Source organism: Bordetella sp. MIP270_01_BMS (assembly GCF_054958705.1).
This window is the reverse complement of record NZ_CM143297.1, coordinates 1,736,489-1,760,251: the sequence shown is the minus strand read 5'-3', so window position 1 is coordinate 1,760,251 and position 23,763 is coordinate 1,736,489. Positions and strand designations below refer to the sequence as shown.

The window sequence follows — 23,763 nt, the reverse complement described above, 5'->3', positions numbered from 1 at the left end:
CCCTGTCATGGCAGCCGTGAAACGTCGCCCGATTGTCAGTGCCATCGCCATATCGGCGGTGCTGGTCGCATGGCTGGTGATAGGCGAAAAGGCGCTGGTCGATCCATTGTTGTTGCCCGGTCCGCGAGAAGTGCTCGACACGTCCGGCGAACTCTTGATCGAAGGTTACAGGCAGGTTCCGCTCTGGGAGCATATTGCAGTAAGCCTGGCCCGGGCGATGTCGGCATTCGTGGCCGCGACCCTGACCGGCATACCGCTGGGATTGCTGATGGGTCGGTCCAGCACACTCAACGCCATCTTCGATCCGTTCGTACAGTTCTTGCGGCCATTGCCCAAGCTGGCGCTCATTCCCCTGGTGATTGTCTGGTTTGGGATCGGCGAATTCTCGAAATTCCTGCTCATCTACCTGTCGACATTTCTGACCATCGTGGTCAGCGCGACCGCTGCAGTGCAGAGCGTGCCGGATGATCGCATCAAGGCTGCTCAGTCCTTGGGTGTGGATCGCCTGCAGCTGTTCCGCCACGTCATTCTTCCCAGCGCGCTTCCGGAGCTGTTTACCGGGGTGCGCGTGGCGGTGGGCATCGGCTGGACGACGCTCATCGCCGCCGAAATGATCGCTTCAAGCTCAGGCCTGGGCTGGATGGTGATCAATGCCAGTTCCTACTTGCGCACCGACGTGGTCCTGCTGGGAATCCTGCTGCTGGGCGGCGTCGGCTATCTGCTCGATCTGGGCCTGGTGGCGGTGCAGCGGCGAATGATCCATTGGGCAGGAAGGGGATGACCATGCAAGCGTACGCCGAATCGGGCAGCCCCAAGGTGGCGCTGCAGGATGTAGTCAAGACATATGTCGACGTCAAGCGGGCGCGGGAGACTCAGGCGGTGTCGGACTTTACCCTTTCCATACCAGCGGGCGAGTTCGTCTGCATCCTGGGGCCCAGCGGCTGCGGCAAGTCCACCGTACTCAATATGGTCGCCGGTTTCGAAGCCGTCACGTCAGGATCGATACACGTCGATGGCCAGCCCGTTTGCGGCCCGTCGTCCGAGCGCGGAATGGTGTTCCAGCGTCCGACCCTGTTCCCCTGGTTGAATGTCATGGACAACATCACCTTCGGGCCACGGATGGCGGGTGCGCAAGAGAGCGCCTATTCCGGCAAGGCCCAGCGTTATGTGGATCTGATGGGGCTCGGCGGATTCGAAAAGCACTATCCCTATGAGCTGTCTGGAGGGATGCAACAGCGGGTTGCCTTGGCGCGCACCTGGATCTCGGAGCCCGGGCTGATTCTCATGGATGAGCCGTTCGGCGCGCTGGATGCCCAGACTCGCCTGCTGATGCAGGAGCTGCTGCTTCAAGTCTGGGAAAGGCTCAGAACTACAGTCATCTTCATTACCCACGACATCGACGAGGCGTTGTTTCTGGCTGACCGGATAGTCGTGATGAGTGCCCGGCCTGGGCGCCTGATCGACGATATTCCTGTGTCGCTGGCAAGGCCTCGCCAGTACGAGTCCGTCATTCACGACAGAAGCTATATCGAGGCCAAGCAGCGCATTCTTCATCTGATAAGAGGCGAATCGCCGCAACGTGCCCCTGGGATCGCCTCTCCCGCCCACTTCGATTGAGCGTGTTATGCCCAAGACTATGACTCGTATGGATCTCTACGCCCGCCTGCTTGCCGACCGGGAACCACTGGCGCAGCGGTGTGAAGCGTTAAGCCGGCAATTGGGAATCCCGGACGGCCTCAAGGGCGCCATCGGTACGTCGGGCGCAAGCTCGGCGATGCCCGGTTCGATCCGGCAGGATGTGATGCAGGCCATGCAGGCCGCCGCGGGGTCGTCCGCATCGCCGCGCGTGCTGGGCGACGAGGTGCGGCGCCTGGTCAAATCTGTTTACGGCGACGAGTACGATGCCGCTGCAACGAACAGCTGCGAGGCATCGCTCGGCCTGGTTTATGATGCGCTGCTGACACCGCCCCAGATGGGCAGGGGAGAGCCATACCGGGCAAGGTGTATTGGCTTGCTCGAGCGGCACGCCGAGCATCAGTTGAGCTATGGCAGGCCTTTTCCACCGAAATTCAAGGAAGTCTTTGCGGACCGCGGCACGACGGCGGGTGAATTCGGCCTTGGGGGACGGCGGGCGATCAACACTGACGTCGTGATGGTGCCGATGGCGGGCGCCCGCTATGAATGCCACGGCCCGAAAATGTCGCCTTGCCCGTTGTTGATGAAAGCCGATGCACACGACACCATTGGCGCATTGGAGCGGGCGGCGCAGATTCATTCCGGCGACCTCGCCGGATTCGTGACCCTGGGCTATGACACCCCGGGTTATGGCTACGGCCACAGGCACGAGCAGGGCGGCAGCCTGATCCACACGGCAGTGGGTAAGCTGGCCGCCGATTACGGTGTGCCTTACGTGGTGGACAATGCCTGGGGGGTTCCCTTCATCGGCAGCGATCCGCGGCCTATCGGCGCGGATGTGATGCTCTACAGCATCGATAAAGTGTCGGGCGGGCCTACCAGCGGGCTCATCATCGGCCGCGAGTCGGCCATCGTGAATGTACGACGTGCCCTGGGTGTGCAGAGTGAACGCTTCGGAGCCGGATCCGCTCATGGCAAGGGCGCATACGCCAGCGCCGATCCCGGCAAGTTGTCATTGGCGGGGCTGGTCCAGGTGCTGCGAGTCTTGCGCGACGAGCCTGAAAGACTGACGGGCCCCATCGATATCACCCACCAGATCGTCGTCGACGAGTACGCACGGTTTCACTCGCGCCTGGGGCCGGGGGTTGTCATTACCAAGTCCTACAACCTGGGGGGCGTAGAGATCAACTACGAGGGTTCCTGGGATGATGGGGCGCCGGGCATCCCGATCTTCAGCAACGAAGACCGCATCGCGGGCGCGCAGGTGTTGGGGCACATGATGGCGAAGATGGGCGTGCTGCTGGTGCAATCGGAAGACGCCAATATTGTCCTGACTCCGGGCTTTGGAACGGTCGACGACTGCGGCCGGCTGGACGAGGGCCGTATGCGGCTCGTCGTCAGGTGCATTTTCGAGACGTTGGTGATGCTGCGTGAATGGGTCAACGAGCAGGTCCAGGCCCAGGCTGTCTGCGAACCGTCATAGCGACTTTGCGCGAAAGCACCGTCTCGTCGCTGGGCGGACGCGGTTCGGCGTCGCCGGCCCTGCTTCAGGGCCCGCCGACTTCCCGCTTTATCAGTTCCGCTATGGTGCGTTGGCGGGCGGCGGGCATGCGGTCCAGAATGCACGAAACACTCACGGCCAGGCGGGGATAGCCCGACCGGTCTCGCAGGGCCACGCCCACGCCCAGCACGCCGGGCACGGCCGCGTTGCCCACCGCCGACCAGCCACGGTCGCGCGTGGCCGCGACCAACAGGCTCATGTGCGCCGCCGTCATGTTTCCATAGGACCGCAACGCTTCACGATTCTGCTGGATAAGCGCTTCGGCCTCGGATTCCGGCAGTGCGGCGAGTAAAGCCAGGCCTGCGGCACCTACACCCAAGGGCTGTCGATGGCCGATCGTTACGGCCAGTACCTGCACCGGATAGTTCCCGATTTCACGATGCAGGCACAGCGAATCGGATCCTACTCGGCAGATCAGGAACGACGAATCGCCCGTCTGGTCGCTGATACGCCGCATTGCCGGCGCAAGCTGCGCCACCGATAACGCCTGTTCGTCGGGCGCTGACATTGAGTTCAGTGCTGCGCGATAGCGCCCGCTTTGCGGGTCGCGCAGCGCATAGCCTTCCTCGACCAACACGGAGATGTAGCGGTACACGCTGGTTCGCTGCATGTTGAGCGCGCGCGCGATGCCAGAAACGTCCAGGCCCTCTGGCGACTGCCGCAAGGCCGCCAGCATGCGCAAGCCGCGTCTCAGCGTGCTGGCGCCGCTGGTTTCGGGATCCATCTTGTTCATTATTTGCACACATTGCCTTTCGGGCAGGCGTCAGCAGGCCGATGATACGGAAGACGCTCAGTATAAGCGTCCGAATAATAAACAACTTAGGAGACTCTCATGCAATCTGTATTGCGACGCTTTTTCCGGCCGGCCGCACTGCTGCTGGCCGGCTTCGGGCTGGTGCAGGGAGCCCAGGCGGCCGGCGATTAGCCGCAGCGGCCGATCAACCTGGTCGTGGGCTATGCGGCGGGCGGCGCCACCGATATCGTGGCGCGCCTGATCGCGAAGTCGCTGTCCGATTCGCTGGGCCAGCCCGTCGTGGTGGAAAACCGCACCGGCGCCAACAGCAATATCGGCGCGGAAGTCGTCGCTCGATCCAAGCCGGATGGCTACACGCTATATGTGGGTTCGATCGCCAACACCATCAACCGCACGCTGTACGACAAACTCAACTACGACTTCAAGAAAGACTTCACGCCCGTCGCCTTGCTGGCGACCATTCCCAACATCCTGGTGGTGCATCCCAAGCTGCCCGTCAAGACGGTGCAGGAATACGTGGCGTACGCCAAGAGCAATCCCGGCAAGCTGACTTGCGCATCGTCAGGCAGCGGGTCGTCCATACACCTGTCGTGCGAGATCTTCAAAATGGCGACCGGTACCGACATCCTGCACGTTCCTTATCGTGGAAGCGGGCCTGCGGTCGCCGATTTGCTGGGCGGTCAGGTCGATTCGATGTTCGACAATCTTCCGTCGTCGTTGCCCCATGTCCAGGCCGACAAGCTGCGCGCGTTGGGAGTTACGTCGCCTGAAAGGGCGCCATTCGCGCCCGACGTGCCGACGATGGGCGAGTCCGGGCTGGACGGTTTCTCGGTGCAGTCATGGTTCGCCATCATGGCGCCCGCCGGCACGCCGGACGCTGTCGTGGGCAAGCTCAATCGGGCCATCAACGAGGGGCTGTCCGGCGACTCGCTGCGCGAAGCCTACAAGTCGGGCGGATTCGTCCTTCCGGCTGCACCGAATACGCCCGAGACGCTGCAGAAGCTCATCGACAGCGAGATCGCCAAGTGGGGCCAGGTGGTGACATCCGCCGGACTCAAAGTTCAATAGCCGGAGCAGCGCCTGTGTATCCCATCGATTTTTTCTTGCGGGCGGCCGCCAGATATCCAGACCATGTTGCACTGGATACGCCGGGCGGCGTCTGGACCTACCGGCGATTGCGCAGCGAGGTGCTGGCCCTGGCCGCCGCCTTCCAGGACATGGATCCGGCACCCCAGAGCCGCGTCGCCATCTGCGCCGGAAATTCGGCGGAACACGTAGTGGCGCTGCTTGCCGTGCTGGCTGCCGGCAAGACATGGGTGCCGCTGAACTACCGCAGCACGGCGCCGGAGATCGCGCGCATCATCGAGGCCACGGAGCCCGGCATCGTATGTACGGATCGCAAGGGCGCATCGCTCGTATCGGCCGTGCATACCGCGCATGTCGGCCTCGATGAGACCGAGGCAAGCCGCTCGCTGGCTGCCCTGCTGCAAGAATATGCGGGGCGGCAGCCTGTGCGCTGCGAGCCCGGGGTCGACGGTACGCAAGCCATCAAGTTCACGGGCGGCACGACCGGCCTGCCCAAGGGCGTGATGCAACCGTATCGCGCATGGACGGCCGTGATCGTCAACCAGATCCACGCCTGGCGACTGACCCAGGCAGACCGCTACGTCGTGGCGGCGCCGGTCACGCATGGGACCTCAACCTATCTCCTGCCTGTGCTGGCGCAAGGGGGTACCCACCTGTTCCTGGAGGAGGCATCGCCGGCGGTGATCACGGCAGCGTTTCGCGATCGGGGCGGCACATTGACGTTCATGCCGCCCACGCTGGTGTACATGGTCATGGCGCAGACCGGAGTCTCGCGCGCCGATTTTCCGCATCTGCGCAACCTGATCTACGGCGGAGCTCCCATGCCAGTGGACAAGTTCGAACAGGTACGCGAATTTTTCGGCCCGGTTGTAGGCGCCACTTATGGGCAGACCGAGTCGCCCCAGATCGTCACGGCCATTACTCCGGCAGAGCTGGACGATCCCGCCAACCTAGGATCGGTGGGCAGCGCCACGTGGTTCTCGGAATTCGCGATAAAGGATCGCGAGGGCAGGTTCTTGCCCGCCGGAGAAGCTGGAGAAGTCGTGGTACGGGGCGACCTGGTCATGTCGGGCTATTGGCGCCTTCCCGAAAAAACCGCCGAAACCATCGTTGACGGCTGGCTGCATACGGGCGACGTGGGCGTGGTCGATGAACGTGGCTACCTGTTCATCAAGGACCGGCTGCGCGACGTGATCATCACGGGGGGCTTCAACGTGTACCCCATCGATGTCGAGAATGCGCTGGCCCAGCATCCCGCCGTGTACGAGTGCTCGGTGTTCGGCATACCGGACGATAAGTGGGGCGAAGCCGTGCAGGCGGCCGTGCAATTCTACGATGGCGCCTCGGCAGACCCGCAAGCGCTCATGGCCTTCGTACGCGAGAAGCTCGGCCCCGTACATACACCAAAACACATCCACGTGTTCGATAGCCTGCCGCGATCTTCGGTTGGCAAGGTACTGAAGAACGTGGTTCGCGAGAACGTCATCAAGGAGACCGCATGACCCGCCCCGTCACCCGCCTGTGCGCCCACCATCTGGAGGGCATGTCGTATCGCGACGCCGATCTGGTTGAAGACCTGATCGGCAAAAAGACATTCACCGAAGTCATGTTTTCGCAGATCATGGGGCGGGAAGCGCGCCCCGTGGATCTGCGCATCGTCGATGCGGTGCTCATCACGCTGATGGAGCATGGCCTGACGCCCAGTGCCATTGCCACCCGCGTGGTCTACATGAGCGCGCCGGAAAACCTGCAGGGCGCGGTGGCGTCCGGCCTGATGGCAGTTGGCAGCAGCTTCGTGGGTACGATGGAAAACTGCTCGCAGCTGCTGGACGCCATTGTGAAAGCAGATGACCCGCAGGCAGAAGCGAAGGCCATCGCGCAAGCGCACCGTGCAGGCAAGAAGCCGCTGCCCGGATTCGGCCACCATTTGCACAAACCCGATGATCCGCGGTCCATCAAGCTGCTGGCGCTGGCGCGCGCAGAACCGGATCTGGACGGAAACTGGCTCGACGCGCTGGAACTGCTGGCGCGCACCGTAGATGAGGTTTACGGCCGACACATCACCATCAACGCGACGGGTGCGGTGGCGGCGTTGCTGGGCGAACTGGGGGTGCCTGCCAGCTTGATGCGGGGGTTTGCAGTGATCTCACGCGCCGCCGGTCTGGTGTCGCATGTGGCGGAAGAACAGCAATGTCCCTCGGGCCGGTTCATCTGGGAAACCATCGATCGCGAAATTCCCTATGTGGGCGCGGGCAAGTCGGCCCATTCGCACGGAGACTGACCATGGCGCACGACAATGCAGTGCGCCCGGTTGCGCTGGTTACGGGGGGCAGTGCCGGAATCGGGCGCGCCATCGTCGAACGCTTGCTGAATGACGGCTATGAGGTCGTGAATTTCGACCTGCGCGCGCCACCTGACGTCCTGCCTGGGGAAACTCACTGCGCCGTGGACCTTTCCGATGCACAGTCCACGCGCGATGCGGCGGCGGCGCTGTCATCCGGGCGGGACGTTCTGCGCCTGGTGAACAACGCGGGAACCGTTCGTCCCGCCTTGCTGGAAGACGCCACGCCTGAAGACCTCGCCATCGTCACCGCGTTGAACATTCAGGCCCCCTTGCTGCTGTTGCAGGGTTTGTTGCCTGCCATGCGCAGGCACCGGTTCGGCCGGGTGGTCAACATCGCGAGCAGGGCGGCCCTGGGCAAGGCCGAACGTACCGTCTATGCGGCCACCAAGGCCGGCATCTTGGGCATGACCCGCACCTGGGCACTCGAAACCGCGGCCGAAGGTATCACAGTCAATGCCGTGGGGCCGGGGCCTATCGCCACCGAGCTGTTTGAACGCGTGAATCCGCCCGGCTCACCGGCCACCCGTCGAATCCGGGCCAGCATTCCAGTGCAGCGCATGGGCACGCCTGGCGACGTTGCCCACGCCGTTGCTTCGCTGCTCGACGATCGTGCCGGCTTCATCACCGGCCAGGTGCTGTACGTATGCGGCGGGATGACCGTCGGGCTCGGGAATGCAGCATGAACCGCGCCGAAGACTCTCAGGCCAGCCTGCCCCCGGCCAGCTCGCGCCTCGCCGGCAAGGTGGCGCTGGTCGCAGGCGGCGGCTCTTGCGGACCGGGCTGGAGCATCGGCAAGGCCAGCTGCGCCACCCTGGCTCGCCACGGGGCCGTCGTCTGTGTACTGGACGCGCAGCGCGAGGCGGCCGACGACGCGCTGCAGGCCGTGCAGGCGCTGGGCGGCTCCGGAATGGCGCTGCAGGCAGACGTCACCGACCCCATCGCCATGGAAGCCGCCGTACAAGCCGTCATGGCGCGACATGGCCGGCTGGATATTCTGCAAGCCAATGCCGGAATCGGCAAAGTGGGCGGTCCGGAAGATATTGACCTGGCCGACTGGGAACGCATACAGAAAGTGAACGTCGACAGCCTGGTGATTGCCAGCCGTCTCGTGTTGCCCATCATGCGGGCGCAGGGGGGTGGAGCGATCGTGGCGGTATCGTCCGTGGCGGGTCTGCGGTACTTGGGATATCCGCATCTGGCCTACAACGTGACCAAGGCGGCGGTGATCCAGTTCGCGCGCATGATCGCGCAGCAGTATGCACCTCAGGGCATTCGCGCCAACACGGTGGTGCCCGGCCTGATCGATACGCCGCGGGTGCGTGCCAACGTGGCGCGCATGTTTTCCGACGACTTCGAACAGGCCAGGGCCGCGCGTGACCGCCAGGTGCCATTGGGCCGCATGGGCACACCCTGGGAGGTGGCCAATGCGGTGGCGTTCCTGGCGTCGGACGAGGCTTCTTATATCACCGGCACCGAGCTGGTGGTGGACGGCGGACTCATCGGCAAATATGCCTGAACTCACAGGCGGTCGCAGGCACTGCGAACCAGGCGCTCGACCACCGGGCCGACGCGCGCGGCATCGACATCGCGCCATTCATACGGGTGGGCTTCATCCATATAAGTGGATTGGCACATCTCGAGCTGTATGGCATGTATGTTTTTTTGTGGCTCGCCGTACTGTCGTGTGATGTAGCCGCCCTTGAACCGGCCGTTGAGCGCCCAGGTGTAGGGGGTCTGCTCGAGTTCGCGTCTTACGGCGGCTTCCATGGCCGGGTCGCAAGCGGCGCCGCTGGCCGTGCCTATGTTCAGGTCGGGCAGCTTCCCGTCGAACAGGCGGGGAATATGGCTCGCGATGGAATGGGCTTCCCAGAGCAAAACTTTGCCGTGTTGCGCCTTCAGCCGATCGAGCTCGGCGCGTAGCTTGTCGTGATAGGGCTGCCAGTAAGCGACCCGGCGTCGTTCGCGTTCGGGGGTGGCAATCGCCGTGCGCGCATCGCGGTACAGCGCAGTTCCCTGGAACGTATGGGTGGGGCACAGCCCCGTCTTGGCCTGGCCCGGATAAAGTTCTTGATCGTCCGGCGGACGGTTCAGGTCGACGACGTAACGTGAATAGCGGGCCCACAGGAAAGAGGCGCCCAGCAGGCGCCCGAACGCGTACAGCCGATCCAGGTGCCAGTCGGTATCGCCTGACTGCAAGGCCAGCTCGGTCATCGCGGGCTGCAGGTCGGGGGGAATCAGGCTGCCCAGATGGGGGATGGAAATCAGCAGCGGCGCCGTGCCTGCCTCGAAGTGATAGATGTCGCTCATGGTAGTTCCTGGTGGGCGCGCCGCAGCAACGGCACGCGCACTCGCTGGGCGAGTGTCTTATATGTCGGTCAGTATATTTCAGCCGCTGCGCGCCTGCACCTGTCCCGCCGGACGGGTTGATTATGTATTGATTGGTACTTAAATGCTTGACATGCGCAACGCAGAGCTATTAATGTATCGATCGATATATAAATAGTCGTTCGCGGGGTAATCCTGGGCGCGGCCCGACATCCGCGTCTTGCACATCTATTTATGTATCGAATGATCCTCATATGGGTCCGGTGCACCGCTCCGGACTCCAGATTCACTAGTGAGATTACGCAGCGTGACCACCATTTCATCTTCCGCACGCGAAGCCGGCTCGGCACCTTTGCCGTGGGCGGCACTCCTGGCGTTGGCCATGACCGGGTTTATCTGTATCGTCACCGAGACCATGCCGGCAGGCTTGCTACCGCAAATGGCGGCCGGACTCGGGATTTCCTCTGCATTGGCGGGGCAGTCGATCACGGCATACGCGGCAGGATCGCTACTGGCCGCCATACCCCTGACCATTGCCACTCGTTCTTGGCGACGGCGCAATGTGCTGCTGCTCGCCGTGGCAGGTTTTTTTGTGTTCAATTCGCTGACCACCTTGTCGACGGACTACCACCTGACTCTGGTGGCACGCTTCTTTGCCGGCGTTTCGGCGGGCCTCGCGTGGAGCCTGCTGGCCGCGTATGCGCGCCGCATGGTACCGCCGCACCAGCAAGGGCGGGCGCTGGCCGTTGCCATGATGGGCACGCCAGTGGCCCTCTCGCTGGGTGTGCCCATTGGTACATGGCTGGGAACGGCTACGGGCTGGCGCACGGCTTTCGCCATAATGTCGGGCCTTGCCCTGGTCCTGATGGCGTGGGTCCTGGCAAGCGTGCCTGACTATCCAGGGCAGTCCCGCAACCAGCAATTGGCATTGCGCAAGGTGCTCGTGACGCCGGGCGTCCGGCCCGTGCTCGCAGTCGTTGTCATGTGGATGCTGGCCCACAACCTGCTCTATACCTATATCGCGCCTTTTGTCGCACTGGCCGGGCTCGGACCGCAGGTAGACAGCGTGCTGCTGGTGTTCGGCCTCGCGGCCCTGGCGGCCATCGGGGCGGCGGGCCGTCTGGTTGACAGTCATCTGCGCATCTCGGTGTTGGCCAGCGTCGCGGTGTTCGGCGCCGTCGCGGTGCTGTTCCTTCATTACGGTCAAGAGCCTCTCGCCGTGTATATCGCCGTCGCAATCTGGGGCCTGACATTTGGCGGTGCGGCGACATTTCTGCAAACCGCCCTGGCGGATGCTGCCGGCGAAGGGGCTGACGTCGCGCTGGCCATGAACGTCGTGGTATGGAACGGTGCGATTGCCGGGGGCGGGGTAGCGGGGGGGGTGCTGCTCGATAAGTGGGGTCCAGGGGCGCTGCCGCCCGCCGTGGCGCTGCTTTCGTGCGCGGCGTTCCTCGTCGCCTGGCGCTCCGCCAACCATGGCTTCCAGCGCGGTCCGCGCCACAGCAACGTGCCTGCCGCCCCGCATCATTGAGCGTCGGATGGCCGGTTGTGGGAGTCGCTGTTTCCGCCGGCCTCCCATTGCCCAATCACGCGCAACGGGTTGCGGCATGCGGCAGGCTCATCACCTCAGGCAGAACTGCAGGATGGCGTCGGCGACCTCTTGTGAGGCCTCGCGCTGCGGGAAGTGGCCCACGCCGTCAATGACCCGCCGCTCATAGCGGCCCGTAAAAAAAGCCTCCCGCCCCTTGGAACTGTCGGGGTGGTTGCAGGTGTCGGCCCTACCGTGCAGCACCAGGGTGGGCACCGACAGCGTGGGTGCGGGGGTGAGTTGCGCTTCGTCAGCTTCATAGGCCGGGTCGCCCTCGGCGTAGCCCCAGCGATGGCGATAAGAGTGCAGAACGATCTCGGCCCAGTCCTCGCCCTGGAACGCCAGCGCGGCCTCGTCGAAATCGCTACGGGCGTACCAGCCGGCCGGCGACCAGGTGTCCCACATCTGCATGGCGAATGCCTCGCGTTCTTCTTGCACTACGCGCGCGCCGCGGGGCGTGGCCATGTACCAGTGGTACCAGTAGTTGCGGGCCTGCGCCAAGGAGAGCGCCTGGTCCGGATCGTTGGTGCCGTAGCCGACCGAAAGCATCACCAGGTGCGAGGCTACACCCGGACGCAGGCCGCAGGCGTTGGCAGCCGCCCGGGCGCCCCAGTCGTGGCCGATCAGGGCGGGCTGTTGCAACCCAAGTGCGTCGATGAAATCCAGCAGATCGCGTCCCAGCGCCGCCAACTGGCCGCTGCGCGGCGTGGCGCGGTCACGCAAGCGCGTCGGCGCGAATCCGCGCAATGCCGGCGCCAGCACCCGGTACCCTGCTGCGGCGATGGCGGGCGCCACGGATTTCCAGCATCTCGGGCTGTCCGGCCAGCCGTGCAGCAGGATGGCCGTCCGCTCCCCTTGCGGATTCCATTCCAGATAGGCAATGTCCAGCCGGTCGGTGAGGGCAAGGCGGTAATCGGTCATGAGTTTGTCCTGTAGGTAGGTGGAAGCAGCCCAGCATAGATGGACACGTCAACGCGATTCACGAATAATCTTTATAAAATTAGTGAAATTTCACGTCGAATGAGCACGCACCCCGCCACCCCCGACGCGGACGGGCCTCCGCTGGATACCGTGCTGCTGCGCACTTTCCTCGAAATCGTGGACAGCGGCAGTTTTGCCGCCGCGGCTGACCGCCTGGCGCTGACGCCCTCGGCCGTGAGCGGGCATATGCGGCGCCTGGAGCAGATCGCCGGGGCCCGGCTATTGGCTCGCACGACGCGCCGCCTGGAACTGACCCAGGCGGGGGACACCCTGTATGCCTGTGCCCGGAATATTCTCGATCTCGAGCGCGAGGCCCGCGCCAAGTTACGCGGTGCAAAGTTGCGTGGGCGGCTGCGGATCGGCGCCTCCGAGGATTTCGCGGGCGCCTGGCTTCCCCAAGTGCTGCAACGTTTCCGTCAGTGGCATCCCGAGGCGACCGTTGAACTGAAGGTCGGTATTACCGCGGATCTGCTGCGCCAACAGGAACGCGGCCGCCTGGACCTCGTCTTCGGCAAGCAATGCAGCCGGGTCGATGAAAGCGGAACATTGCTGTGGGAAGAACCGCTCGTCTGGGTCTATGCGGTAGATCATCCGCTGTGCGCCGCAAGTCCACTGCCGCTTGCCGTCTTCCCCGAGCCATGCGTGTATCGGGAGTCAGCCGTCACCGCGTTGGGCACGACGGCTCGCAGCTGGCGCATTGTCTTCGAAAGCAGCAGCATGGCAGGGTGCGTATCGGCCGCGCGCTCTGGCTTCGCCATCACAGTCGTCGCCGAAAGCCAGCGTAGAGACGGCTTGCGCGTCCTGGGCCGCGAAGACGGCTTGCCCGCGCTGCCGCAAGTTCGCTTCTACGCTTTCCAGGGTAAAGAGAACCCGGTCAGTACTGCCTTGATCGAAGCGGCCCGGCGCGCGGGGCAGGGCAAGTTCACGGGCCATGGCCTGAGGGATTGATGCCGGCAGAAGGCATTTGTCGGGGCGCGGCGGCCCAGCCGCCGGCTATAGTCTGTCATGGAAGCCACCGGGCGCTCGCGGACATCGCCACTGCATTGTCGCGGGGCAAGCGTTGCGGCCGTCATGGGGTTGACTGGCGAGTGACCCCAGTGGGCGTCATGTGCCGCGTCATCCACCAGAATAGCCACGCCACCAGGCTGATCGATGCGCCCAGCACACAAACCCCTTGCCAGCCCGCGCTGGCATAAGTCATGGTGCTGCCGATGGCGCCCAATCCACTGCCTGTCGCGTAGAACAACATGTAAAGGCCGACCAGCCGGCTGCGAGCCTCGGGACGCTCGCGGAAAATGAGGCTCTGGTTGGTGACATGCAGCGCCTGTGCGCCCATGTCCAGCAACACGATGCCTGTCATCAGCGCCCACAGCGACCAGGCCATCAGCGACAACGGCCACCAGGCCAGCAGCAGAAGGGCAAGCGCCCCGGCAGTGGTGCGTTGCGCATGCCCCTGGTCGGCCCATTGCCCGGCACGTGCGGCGGCGAGTGCGCCGATCACGCCGACCAGGCCGAAAGCGCCAACGACGGTCTGAGAGAAGTCATGGGGTGGCGCGCGCAATGGCAGCACCATCGCGCTCCAGAATGAATTGAGCGCGGCGAACATCAGCCAGGCCAGCACGCCGCGAACTTGCAGGGCCTTCTCGGTGCGCAGCAGCGTCACCATGGACGCCATGAGACACAGGTAGCTCGTGGCGCCGGATGCGGGCGGCAGGGCGGGCAGGCGCCGCCAAAGCGGCAGTGCAATCGCCAGCATCAACAGAGCGGCAGAGAAGTACACCCCGCGCCAGCCGGCCAGGTCGCTCACCACGCCCGCGAACACCCTGGCCAGCAACAGGCCGACGAACACGCCCCCCTGTGCCGCGCCGACCACGCGTCCCTGTTCTTGCGGCGCGGCTGCGCTGGCAGCGTAGGCAATCAGGCCCTGGGTCATGGCCGTGCCGAGCAGTCCCACCGCCAGCATGCCTGCCAGCAGCGTGGGCGTAGAGCGGGCCATGCCGACCGCGATCAGCGCCACCACCAGCGCCATCCATTGCAATGCTGCCAGACGGCGGCGATCCATCCTGTCGCCCAGCGGTACGAGAAGTATCAATGCCAGCGCGCAACCGGCCTGGGTGGCGGTCACCACTGCGCCGACCGCGGCATGACTGATACGGAAGTCCCGTGCCAATGCGTCCAGTAACGGCTGTGCGTAATAGACATTCGCCACGCTCAAGCCACTGGTGACGGCGAACAGCCAGACCATGCCTCGCGACATGATCGCCGGCCCCGAGCCGGCGTTGCGTGCCGGAGGTGGCATTGCTGCAGAATTTGCCTTCATGATCGCGATCCATCCAATCTAGTTTCAAAACAAAACCGGTTGAATGCTAGGTCATGTGGTTTTAAAATGCAACTAAATAGCGTGCAGCCGCCAGCCTGTCAGGAGACCCCATGCAGCCCCGCAAACCCTTGAGTGAGCAACATTGCCCTGTCGCACGATGCGTGGACTTGATCGGTGACCGCTGGTCGCTGCTCATCGTGCGCGATGCGTTCGACGGCGTGCGCCGATTCGGCGACTTCCAGCGCAGTCTGGGTATGGCCCGCAATATCCTGTCTGACCGGCTGCGCAAATTGGTCGAAGCGGGCATACTCGAAATGCGCGACGCATCTGACGGTTCCGCATACCAGGAGTACGCGTTGACGGCCAAGGGAGAAAATCTGTTTGCCATTGTGGTCGCGCTTCGGCAATGGGGGGAACAGCATCTGTTCATGCGCGGTGAGCGGCATTCCCTGCTCATCGATAAACGCACGGGCAAGCCCATTCCTCGCATGGTGCCGCTGGCGAAAGACGGCACCGTGTTGCAAGCCGCCATTACCGAAGTGCGCAAGGTCAGCTAGCAGGGCGGGGCGCTGGCATCGCTGGCCCCGCCGTGGCCCCGCTCATGGGCGCGGCGAGCGAGGTAGCTAGGCTGTCGATAGGGGCAGATTTTTGGACGCGGCCAGTGGGGCGCGGAATTCCAGCCATGAAAAAAGGGGCCCGGAGGCCCCTGTTTTCATGAATTCGCAGAATGCAACGCTTCTACGCATTCGAAGTTGGAGCGGGAGACGAGTCTCGAACTCGCGACCTCAACCTTGGCAAGGTTGCGCTCTACCAACTGAGCTACTCCCGCTTTGCTGAGCCCGTTCAAGGATTGGGCCGATCAGCGAAGACCGGCATCATAGCGGTTTTCCGCGGCTCGTGCAAACGGTGATCGGGCACCCGTTAATATGCAGGTTTCCAGCAACATTGGCAGTCCCATGCCGGATCGTTCCCAGGCCCAGCCCGACCCCCCCCTGACGCCCGCCGCGCGAGATCTGACGTCGCTCAATACCTTGGGCCTTGCATCGCAAGCCCGTGCCTTTGTTCGCTTGCGCTCCCTGGCGCAGCTCGAAGCGCTATCGGATCTGGCGGCCCGTTTTTCCAGCCTGCTCGTCTTGGGCGGCGGCAGCAACGTGGTGTTGCCGCCGCAGGTGGAAAGCCTCGTGGCGCACGTGGCGATTGGCGGTATACGCCTGATCGAAGCCCGGCCCGACGCGTGGATCATCGAGGCGGGGGCCGGGGAGAATTGGCACGGGTTTGTCAGCCGCTGCGTCGCCCAGGGCTGGGACGGGCTTGAAAACCTGGCACTGATTCCGGGCACGGTAGGCGCGGCCCCCGTGCAGAATATCGGCGCTTACGGCGTCGAGCTGGCCGACCGGTTTCTTGGGCTCACCGCCTGGAATGTGCGTCGGCGCCGGCTGGTCGAAATGGACCGGGCCAGTTGCCGCTACGGCTATCGCGACAGCATCTTCAAGCACGAGGACCCGGGCGGATGGGTCATTGTGTCAGTGCGCTTTGCGCTGCCGCGGCCCTGGCGCCCGGTGCTCGAATATCCCGACCTGCAGCGCCAGGCCGAGTTGAATGCCGGCACGCCCACCGCCAGCGCTGTGTACGACGCCGTATGCCGCATCCGGCAGTCCAAGCTGCCGGACCCGGCCATCATCGGCAATGCCGGCAGTTTCTTCAAAAATCCGTTGGTCGATGCCGACGTGCGCAATGCGCTCGCCGCCCTGCATCCGGGCATGGTCTCGTACGCGCAACCAGGCGGCCGCTACAAATTGGCCGCAGGCTGGCTGATCGATCAGTGTGGCTGGAAGGGCAAGAGCCTGGGGCCGGCCGGCGTGCACGACAGGCAGGCCCTGGTGCTGGTGAATCGCGGCGGTGCAAGCGCCCGGGACATCATGGCGCTTGCCGCCGCCATACAGCGCGATGTCGCGGCTCGCTTCCAGGTAGACCTGGAGCCCGAGCCGGTCGTGTGGCGCGATGCGGCCGTGCCCGACTCGTTGTCTGGTTAAAGGCCCAATACTGCCTGCATGTCGAACAGGCCGCTGCGATGGTTGCGCAGGAAGCGCGCCGCGCGCAAGGCGCCTTCGGCGTAGGTGCTGCGGCTGCTCGAGCGGTGGGTGATTTCGATGCGTTCGCCGGCGCCGCAGAAGTACACGGTATGGTCGCCTACGATGTCACCCCCGCGCACCACGGAAAATCCTATGGTGCCGGGCTTGCGCGGCCCGGTGTCGCCATGGCGTTCCCAGGTGGCTACGTCGGGCAGGGCCACATCCCAGGCCGACGCAATGGTTTCGCCCATCTTCAGGGCCGTGCCCGAGGGCGCGTCGACCTTGTTGCGATGATGCGCTTCAAACACCTCGACGTCGTAACCCGAATTCAGGATGCGCGCGGCAATGTCGAGCAACTTCAGCGTGGCGTTGACGCCCACGCTCATGTTGGGCGCGAACACAATGGCGGTTTTCTGTGCCGCCACTTCAATGGCGGCATGGCCGGCCGGATCGAAGCCGGTGGTGCCGATGACCATGTGCGTGCCATGCCGTACACACGCCTGCAGGTGCTGCAGTGTGGCGTCGGGGCGGGTGAAGTCGATCAGGCAGTCGGCGTCGGCCAGTACGTCGAGCTGGTCGGTAATGGCCACTCCGGTGTCACGGCCGAGAAAAGCACCGGCATCCTGGCCGATGGCGGCCGAGCCCGTGCGGGCCAGGGCCGCGGCCAGGGTAAGGTCGGTATGGTTGAGGACGGCTTCGATCAGCATGTGGCCCATACGGCCGCTGGCGCCGGCGATGGCGATGCGCATGATATTTCCTTGTTGCCGGTGATCAGCGCAGCGGTTCGGCTCCGCCGCCTGGCTGGCCGATGGAGCTGGGCTGCGTCAGCGGCGAATTGATCAGCAATTCACGCCGAGGCGGGGGCGTGGTGTCGGGTGGAGACTGTGCCTCGGGATTCTGGGCATCAGACGCGTCTGGTTGCTCCGTGCCCGATCCCGATGCGGGCAGCATGCCTGCGGGCGGGGTACCCAGGGGCGGCAGTTGCGCCGCGTCCGGCACCGCGGCCGGCACGCGGTCGGCGCCGGCCGCATCCTGGCGTGCGGTTTCGGCGTCGATGGCTTCGTCGGCTTTCTCTTGCGCGGGATTGCCCTGCGCATCGAGCTGGAACGGCTGCAGTTCAGGCTGCCGATCGCCTTCCCAGCGCACCAGGCGGTCGTTGTCGAACCACACGGTGAATTTTCGTTCTTGAGCTTCGCCGTATCCTGGCTTGAAGTAATAGGGATAGTCCCAGCGGTCGGCGTGCAGTACGCTGGTAAGCGTGGGGCTGCCCAGGGCGAATCGGACCTGCTCGCGCGTCATGCCCGGCTGCAGCAGCGCCACTTGTTCTTGGGTGATCCAGTTGCCTTGCTGTACGGGCGCCTTGTACGGAAAGCCCCATTTGTCGGATGTGCAGCCTGCCAGGGCAAGGGCAATCGTCGTCGTGGCGAGCGCGGTTTTCAGAAACCGGGTCGGAATACGTGCAATCATGGACTCCAGGCGCCCCTATCTAAATTAAAGCCGGTAAAACCGTTATCATAAAGGTTTCATAATGCGGGAGTTCCGCGGACAGCAAAAAAGGCGGTGCGCTGCCCCGGTTTCTGCCGCGATCCTGCCCATGCCACATGGCGTACGGAGAGCGATTACACCATGACTACCGACCAAAGCGAACTGAAGAACATGGGTTTGAAGGCGACCTTCCCCCGCCTGAAGATCCTGGATATCTTCCGTAAGGCCGACCTGCGCCACCTGAGCGCCGAAGATGTGTATCGCGCCCTTATCAGCGAAAACGTGGAAATCGGCCTGGCCACTGTCTATCGGGTACTTACCCAGTTTGAACAGGCTGGCATCCTGAGCCGCAGCCAGTTCGACAGCGGCAAGGCCGTGTTCGAACTTAACGACGGCGACCACCACGATCACCTCATCTGCACGAATTGCGGCAAGGTCGTCGAATTCTCGGACCCGGATATCGAGAAGCGCCAGCACAAGGTTGCAAAGGACAACAACTTCGTCCTGGAAAGCCATGCCATGGTGCTTTACGGTATCTGCAGCAACTGCCACAAACGTTGATCTGGCGCGTTCCGCCCGGAGGCGGAACGCCGTTTCCGCTTTCGGCAATGCGATTGGCGGCGCCAGCCGCCAGAGCACCTGCCATGACCCACTTGCGCGCGACGGCTCAGGCCGCCTTCATTGAGCGGCCGGGCCTATTCAGCGTGACGGTTCGGCCAGGGTGCCCAGCATTTCACGGGCGTGTTCGCGAGTGGTAGCTGTGATTTTTATGCCGCCCAGCATACGGGCGATTTCTTCGACCCGTTCATCCGCATCCAGTTCGGCTATGTGCGAACGCGTGGTGCCAGCGGTTTCGGTTTTGCTGACCCGGTATTGCGCCGTGCCGCAGGCCGCGACTTGCGGCAGGTGCGTCACGCACAACACCTGGTGTCGTTCGCCGAGTTCACGCAGCAGTTTGCCCACGGCCTCGGCCACGGCGCCGCCCACCCCGCTGTCGACTTCGTCGAAAATCAGCGTGGGCACGCGCGCGGCGCGGCTGGCAATAACCGAAAGCGCCAGGGAAATACGTGACAGTTCTCCGCCCGAGGCCACTTTGCCCAGCGGCCGGGGCGAGGTGCCCGCGTGGCCCGACACCAGGAATTCGACATGATCGTTGCCATGCCCGGAAGCGGGTCCGGGTGATACCACGGGTTCGAAACGGCCGCCTTGCATGGCCAGCGTCTGCATGGCCTGCGTGACCTGCTTGCCCAGGCTCTTGGCCACCTTGGCGCGCGCCGCCGACAGCTTGCTCGCAGCAAAGTCGTATTCTTTGGCGGCCGATTCGGCGCGGGCTCGCAGGGCGTGGACGTCGGCCGCCGCTTGCAGATCGGCGAGCTGTGCCTGCACGGTGGACCGCAGGGCGGGCAGGGCTTCGGGGTCGGTCTTGAATTTGCGCGCCGTGTCGAACACGGCGCTCATTCGCGCTTCGACATCGGCCAGGCGTTGCGGATCGAGCTCGACGCGGCTGACGTAATTGTTCAGGTCGGACACGGCCTCGGCAACGGCGATGCGGGCGGACTCGAGTTCGTCGGCCACGCCATGCAGGCCAGGGTCGTGCCTGAGCATCTGCTGCAAGCGGTGGTGCGCGGCGTTCAGGCGGTGCTGGGCAGAATCGACTTCGCCGTCCAGCGCTTCGAGTATTTGGGTCGCGCCATCGAGCAGGCCCTGCGCGTGCGCCAGGCGCGACTGTTCGGCCTGCAGGGCGTCCCACTCGTCGGGCTGCAATGCCAGCTGGTCGAGTTCGTCGGCCTGCCATTGCAGGCGTTCGCGTTCGGCGGCAAGGCCGGCGGCGTCTTTTTCGGCGATTTCGAGCTGGCGCGCCAGCGTTCGCCATTCTTTCCAGGCGTTGGCCACTGCCTGCCGCAGATCGCCATGCCCTCCGTGGGCGTCCAGCAGGTCGCGCTGCGCATCGGGCCGCATCAGGCTCTGGTGCGCGTGTTGCCCATGGATATCGACCAGGCAGTCGCCCAGTTCGCGCAACTGCGCCAGCGTGGCCGGCATGCCGTTGATATAGCCGCGGCTGCGCCCCTGTGCGTCGACCACTCGGCGCAGGGTCAGTTCGTCGCCGGCGTCGAGTTCACGCTCGGCCAGCCAGCCGCGCAGCGTGTCAGGCGTGTCGAACAGGGCAGTGATGTCGGCGCGGGCGGCGCCATCGCGCAGGACGCCGGCATCGGCGCGGCCTCCCAGCGCCAGGGCCAGCGCGTCGATCAAAATGGATTTGCCCGCGCCGGTCTCGCCCGAAAAAACCGTGAAGCCCGCGCCGAAATGAATCTCGGTCTGTTCGACGATGACGAAGTCGCGAATATGCAGGGTGCGCAGCATGTGTTGCCGTTACTCCACGCTGTCCGAAGCCTGGGGCATCAGGTTCCAGTGCAGCTTGCGACGCAGGGTCGAAAAGAAGCTGTAGCCTTCGGGGTGCACGAATCGTATGGTGTGCGGCGCACGCTGTACCGAGATGCGATCACCCGGTTGCAGGTCGGACCAGGTCTGCATGTCGAAATGCACGCTGGCGCCGATTTCGACCCGGCCCATGCCCGTGAGGGTCATGTTGAGCACGCCGCCGCCGGGGATGACGATGGGGCGGTTGGATAGGGTTTGCGGCGCCACGGGGACCAGCACCATGGCATCGAGGCCGGGATGCAGGATCGGCCCGTTGGCCGACAGGGCGTAGGCCGTGGATCCGGTGGGTGTGGCGATGATCAGGCCGTCGGCACGTTGTCCATACATGAATGCGCCGTCAAGCTCTACGCGTACTTCGATCATGCCGCCGCGGCCGGCGCGGTTGAGCACGACGTCGTTCAACGCGGGCGCCGTATACATGAGTTGGTCGCCTCGCCACACGCTGCCGACCAGCAGCATGCGGTCTTCGGCCTGGTAGTTGCCCTCGATGACCCGCGCGAGCGCGGTATGGGCCTCCTGGAGCGGGACGTCGGTGATGAAGCCCAGGCGGCCATGGTTGATGCCCACCAGCGGCACGCCGTACGGAGCCAGCGTGCGGGCGGCCCCCAGCACTGTGCCATCGCCGCCCATGACCACGGCCAGCGACGCCTCTTCGCCGATCTCTTTGAGGCTGGCAACCGGGTATTCGTGCACGCCGGTATTGCCGGCGGTATCGGTTTCAACCAGTACACGGCGGCCGGCCTGCACCAACATGTGGGCCAGCGCGCGCAGGGGCGCGTCCAGGCCGGTGTCCTGGTGTCTGCCTATCAGGGCGACGGTGGGAAAGTGCATGGCAAGAGAGGCGATAATTTCAAGTACAGCGGATTCGGCGATTATATGGGGGCCGCTTATTCTGCTGCGGGACAAAATCGCTCATTTCCAAAAGTTTCCCTACAATAGCCCATATGGATGATCGTGCACGCGCATTGCTGAAAGCGTTGATTGAACGCCACATCGCCGACGGACAACCGGTCGGTTCGCGTACGCTTTCAAAGGTTTTCGACCTGTCGCCAGCCACTATACGCAACGTCATGGCCGACCTCGAAGACCTGGGCCTGATCCACAGCCCGCATACCTCGGCCGGCCGGGTGCCCACGCCGCGCGGCTACCGCATGTTCGTGGATTCGCTGCTTGCGGTGCAGCCCTTCGAATTCCAGCACCAGCAGATCCCTTCGGCGTCGTTGTCGGCTACCGAGCCGTCCCGCGCCGTGAATGCCGCCGCAGCCCTGCTGTCCAACCTGACCCAGTTCGCCGGCGTGGTGCTCACGCCCAAGCGCGCCCAGGTATTCCGCCAGATCGAGTTCATTCGCCTGTCCGACAAGCGGGTGCTGCTCATCATCGTCACTCCCGACGGCGATGTGCAGAACCGCATTCTCACGGTACAGCGCGACTACTCCGAAGCCGAGCTCATCGAGGCGGGCAATTTCTTCAACGTGCATTTCGCAGGCAAGTCGTTTGACGCCGTGCGCCGCACCCTGACCACCGAATTGGCCCAGCTGCGTGAAGACATATCCCGCCTCATGCAGGCAGCCGTCGAGGCGGGCGCCGAAGCGGCGGAGGACGGTGACGACATGGTCATCTCGGGCGAGCGCAAGTTGCTCGACGTTACCGATATCGCGTCCGACATGGATCGCCTGCGCAAGATGTTCTCGCTTTTCGAGCAAAAAACCGACCTGCTCCAGCTGCTCGACACCTCGAGCCGCGCGCAGGGGGTGCAGATCTACATCGGGGGAGAATCCCAGTTGCTGCCCCTGGAAGAAGTCTCGGTCATTACCGCGCCGTACGGCGTCGACGGCCGGGTGATCGGCACCCTGGGCGTCATCGGCCCGACCCGCATGGCGTACGAGCGTGTCATTCCCATCGTCGACATTACCGCGCGCCTGCTGTCCAACGCGTTCAGCAACAACCAATGAATCTGTAGCGGGCCGGCCTTCTTCCGAAGCGCGCCCCAGAGGGGTATTTAGTGTTCCTACGCCTGTTCAAATATTTGTGGCCCGAGCGTTACCTGCCCGAACCGCACCAGGCGGATCCATTCGACGAGAACCCTGCCCCGCGTCCCATGGCCGGTACCGGCGTGGTACTGGTCAACCTGGGCACGCCCGAAACCGCCACCCCGCGCGATATCAGGCGTTACCTCGCGGCTTTCCTGTCCGATCCCCGCGTCATTGAAATCCCCCGCTACCTGTGGTTGCCCATCCTGCATGGCATCGTGCTGGCGCGCCGGCCGCGGCGACTGCAACCGCGGTACGAAGGCATCTGGATGAAAGGCGGCTCGCCATTGCTCGTGTACAGCCGCAGGCAGGCCGAAGCCGTGCAGCGCGCGCTCGCCCAGCGCGGCCACGATGTCCAGGTCGAGCTGGCCATGCGCTACGGCGAGCCCTCGATCGAGCGGGCCATCGTCAATCTGCGCAAGCAGGGCTGCGAGCGCATTCTCGCCGTCCCGCTGTACCCGCAGTATGCCGCGAGCACCACGGCCACCGTGGTCGATGCCGTGGCGGCCTATGTCGGCCGCCTGCGCGACCAGCCCGAGCTGCGGTTCATCAAGCGCTTCCATGACGATCCGGGATATATCGCAGCGCTGGCCGGCCGCATTTCCGCCTATTGGCAGGCGCACGGACGTCCGCAGAAGCTGGTCATGAGCTTTCACGGCCTGCCCCGCTATTCGATCGAGCTGGGCGATCCTTACTATCGTGACTGCCTGGACACGGCCCGCCTGCTGCGGGAAAAGCTGCAGCTGGCACCCGATCAGGTCGAGGTCACTTTCCAGAGCCGCTTCGGCGCGGCGCGCTGGCTCGAACCCTATACCGAACCCACCTTGAAAGCCATGGCGGCCGAGGGTGTTACCGACATCGACGTGGTGTGTCCGGGTTTCGTCGCCGACTGCCTGGAAACCCTCGAAGAAATCAGCCAGGAATGCCGCGACGCCTTCATAGCGGCCGGCGGGCGCCAGTTTCGCTACATTCCGGCGCTCAACGACGACCCCGCCTGGACCGACGCCCTGGCCGCATTGGTCGACAATCACTTACAAGGCTGGCCGACGCGCGGCCCGGCAACACGTAAACTGGATGCTGGCGTATCCGGCAGCACGGAACGCGGCGGCTGACCCCAGCCGATTCCGATCGACCTTTCAGGAG

General features: G+C 64.2%; 21 protein-coding genes, 1 tRNA gene and 2 pseudogenes. 15 read left to right on the top strand and 9 right to left on the bottom strand.

Annotated elements, in window-relative coordinates; genetic code table 11:
• Nucleotides 1–7 precede the first annotated feature (7 nt).
• Genes ACV17W_RS08210 through ACV17W_RS08200 form a run of 3 tightly spaced genes read left to right on the top strand, consistent with a single transcriptional unit; the run spans nt 8 to nt 3,118 of the window.
• A complete protein-coding gene (locus ACV17W_RS08210) occupies nt 8–781 on the top strand; it encodes an ABC transporter permease (protein WP_462595930.1) in 774 nt (257 codons plus the stop codon).
• 2 nt (nt 782–783) lie between these two features.
• Nucleotides 784–1,617, top strand: coding sequence for an ABC transporter ATP-binding protein (locus ACV17W_RS08205; RefSeq protein ID WP_462595929.1), 834 nt, complete (start codon nt 784–786; stop codon nt 1,615–1,617).
• Between the two features lie 7 nt (nt 1,618–1,624).
• The gene (locus tag ACV17W_RS08200; protein ID WP_462595928.1) at nt 1,625–3,118 is read left to right on the top strand and encodes a PLP-dependent aminotransferase family protein; all 1,494 of its coding nucleotides are present in this window, start codon (nt 1,625–1,627) and stop codon (nt 3,116–3,118) included.
• A 64-nt stretch (nt 3,119–3,182) separates the two neighbouring features.
• On the opposite strand, the gene ACV17W_RS08195 is transcribed toward ACV17W_RS08200, so the two are convergent.
• Nucleotides 3,183–3,929 (bottom strand): IclR family transcriptional regulator, encoded by a 747-nt coding sequence (locus ACV17W_RS08195; RefSeq protein ID WP_462595927.1) that lies wholly within the window; start codon nt 3,927–3,929, stop codon nt 3,183–3,185.
• 192 nt (nt 3,930–4,121) lie between these two features.
• Here ACV17W_RS08195 and ACV17W_RS08190 point away from each other — a divergent pair.
• The 5 genes and pseudogenes from ACV17W_RS08190 to ACV17W_RS08170 all read left to right on the top strand — a co-directional run.
• A pseudogene (locus tag ACV17W_RS08190) lies at nt 4,122–5,018 on the top strand (Bug family tripartite tricarboxylate transporter substrate binding protein); the annotation flags it as partial.
• Between the two features lie 14 nt (nt 5,019–5,032).
• Nucleotides 5,033–6,538, top strand: coding sequence for a class I adenylate-forming enzyme family protein (locus ACV17W_RS08185; protein WP_462595926.1), 1,506 nt, complete (start codon nt 5,033–5,035; stop codon nt 6,536–6,538).
• Nucleotides 6,535–7,317, top strand: a complete 783-nt coding sequence (locus ACV17W_RS08180; protein WP_462595925.1) for a citryl-CoA lyase — start codon at nt 6,535–6,537, stop codon at nt 7,315–7,317. The genes ACV17W_RS08185 and ACV17W_RS08180 overlap by 4 nt, the downstream gene beginning before the upstream one ends.
• A gap of 2 nt (nt 7,318–7,319) precedes the next feature.
• A complete protein-coding gene (locus ACV17W_RS08175) occupies nt 7,320–8,063 on the top strand; it encodes an SDR family oxidoreductase (RefSeq protein ID WP_462595924.1) in 744 nt (247 codons plus the stop codon).
• Nucleotides 8,060–8,896: an SDR family NAD(P)-dependent oxidoreductase gene (locus tag ACV17W_RS08170; RefSeq protein WP_462595923.1), complete on the top strand. Its 837-nt coding sequence runs from the start codon at nt 8,060–8,062 to the stop codon at nt 8,894–8,896. The genes ACV17W_RS08175 and ACV17W_RS08170 overlap by 4 nt, the downstream gene beginning before the upstream one ends.
• A 2-nt stretch (nt 8,897–8,898) precedes the next feature.
• Here ACV17W_RS08170 and hutG read toward each other — a convergent pair whose 3' ends face one another.
• The gene (gene hutG, locus ACV17W_RS08165; protein WP_462595922.1) at nt 8,899–9,687 is read right to left on the bottom strand and encodes an N-formylglutamate deformylase; all 789 of its coding nucleotides are present in this window, start codon (nt 9,685–9,687) and stop codon (nt 8,899–8,901) included.
• Between the two features lie 400 nt (nt 9,688–10,087).
• On the opposite strand from hutG, the gene ACV17W_RS08160 reads away from it, so the two are divergent.
• Nucleotides 10,088–11,236, top strand: a complete 1,149-nt coding sequence (locus tag ACV17W_RS08160) for an MFS transporter (RefSeq protein WP_462595921.1) — start codon at nt 10,088–10,090, stop codon at nt 11,234–11,236.
• 90 nt (nt 11,237–11,326) lie between these two features.
• Here ACV17W_RS08160 and ACV17W_RS08155 read toward each other — a convergent pair whose 3' ends face one another.
• Complete coding sequence (locus ACV17W_RS08155) at nt 11,327–12,214, bottom strand: alpha/beta fold hydrolase (RefSeq protein ID WP_462595920.1); 888 nt, start codon at nt 12,212–12,214, stop codon at nt 11,327–11,329.
• Between the two features lie 99 nt (nt 12,215–12,313).
• Between ACV17W_RS08155 and ACV17W_RS08150 the strand changes: the two genes are divergently transcribed.
• Nucleotides 12,314–13,222, top strand: coding sequence for a LysR substrate-binding domain-containing protein (locus ACV17W_RS08150; RefSeq protein WP_462595919.1), 909 nt, complete (start codon nt 12,314–12,316; stop codon nt 13,220–13,222).
• Nucleotides 13,223–13,343: 121 nt separating this feature from the next.
• Here ACV17W_RS08150 and ACV17W_RS08145 read toward each other — a convergent pair whose 3' ends face one another.
• The gene (locus ACV17W_RS08145; RefSeq protein WP_462596498.1) at nt 13,344–14,573 is read right to left on the bottom strand and encodes an MFS transporter; all 1,230 of its coding nucleotides are present in this window, start codon (nt 14,571–14,573) and stop codon (nt 13,344–13,346) included.
• A gap of 131 nt (nt 14,574–14,704) precedes the next feature.
• On the opposite strand from ACV17W_RS08145, the gene ACV17W_RS08140 reads away from it, so the two are divergent.
• Entirely contained in the window at nt 14,705–15,151 is a 447-nt protein-coding gene (locus tag ACV17W_RS08140) for a winged helix-turn-helix transcriptional regulator (RefSeq protein WP_462595918.1), read from the top strand.
• A gap of 196 nt (nt 15,152–15,347) precedes the next feature.
• Here ACV17W_RS08140 and ACV17W_RS08135 read toward each other — a convergent pair.
• Nucleotides 15,348–15,423 (bottom strand) — tRNA-Gly (locus ACV17W_RS08135).
• A 127-nt stretch (nt 15,424–15,550) separates the two neighbouring features.
• On the opposite strand from ACV17W_RS08135, the gene murB reads away from it, so the two are divergent.
• On the top strand, nt 15,551–16,627 hold the full coding sequence (gene murB, locus ACV17W_RS08130) for a UDP-N-acetylmuramate dehydrogenase (RefSeq protein ID WP_462595917.1): 1,077 nt from the start codon (nt 15,551–15,553) through the stop codon (nt 16,625–16,627).
• Here the strand turns inward: murB and dapB are convergent.
• The gene (gene dapB / locus ACV17W_RS08125; RefSeq protein ID WP_462595916.1) at nt 16,624–17,415 is read right to left on the bottom strand and encodes a 4-hydroxy-tetrahydrodipicolinate reductase; all 792 of its coding nucleotides are present in this window, start codon (nt 17,413–17,415) and stop codon (nt 16,624–16,626) included. The genes murB and dapB overlap by 4 nt on opposite strands.
• A gap of 211 nt (nt 17,416–17,626) precedes the next feature.
• Nucleotides 17,627–18,133: pseudogene (locus tag ACV17W_RS08120) on the bottom strand (outer membrane protein assembly factor BamE); the annotation flags it as partial.
• 159 nt (nt 18,134–18,292) lie between these two features.
• Here ACV17W_RS08120 and fur point away from each other — a divergent pair.
• Complete coding sequence (fur, locus tag ACV17W_RS08115; RefSeq protein ID WP_462595915.1) at nt 18,293–18,712, top strand: ferric iron uptake transcriptional regulator; 420 nt, start codon at nt 18,293–18,295, stop codon at nt 18,710–18,712.
• A gap of 138 nt (nt 18,713–18,850) precedes the next feature.
• On the opposite strand, the gene recN is transcribed toward fur, so the two are convergent.
• A complete protein-coding gene (gene recN / locus ACV17W_RS08110; RefSeq protein ID WP_462595914.1) occupies nt 18,851–20,512 on the bottom strand; it encodes a DNA repair protein RecN in 1,662 nt (553 codons plus the stop codon).
• Between the two features lie 9 nt (nt 20,513–20,521).
• Entirely contained in the window at nt 20,522–21,421 is a 900-nt protein-coding gene (locus ACV17W_RS08105; protein WP_462595913.1) for an NAD kinase, read from the bottom strand.
• Nucleotides 21,422–21,534: 113 nt separating this feature from the next.
• Between ACV17W_RS08105 and hrcA the strand changes: the two genes are divergently transcribed.
• Complete coding sequence (gene hrcA / locus ACV17W_RS08100) at nt 21,535–22,542, top strand: heat-inducible transcriptional repressor HrcA (protein ID WP_462595912.1); 1,008 nt, start codon at nt 21,535–21,537, stop codon at nt 22,540–22,542.
• Nucleotides 22,543–22,592: 50 nt separating this feature from the next.
• Nucleotides 22,593–23,732, top strand: a complete 1,140-nt coding sequence (gene hemH / locus ACV17W_RS08095) for a ferrochelatase (RefSeq protein ID WP_462595911.1) — start codon at nt 22,593–22,595, stop codon at nt 23,730–23,732.
• Nucleotides 23,733–23,763 lie beyond the last annotated feature (31 nt).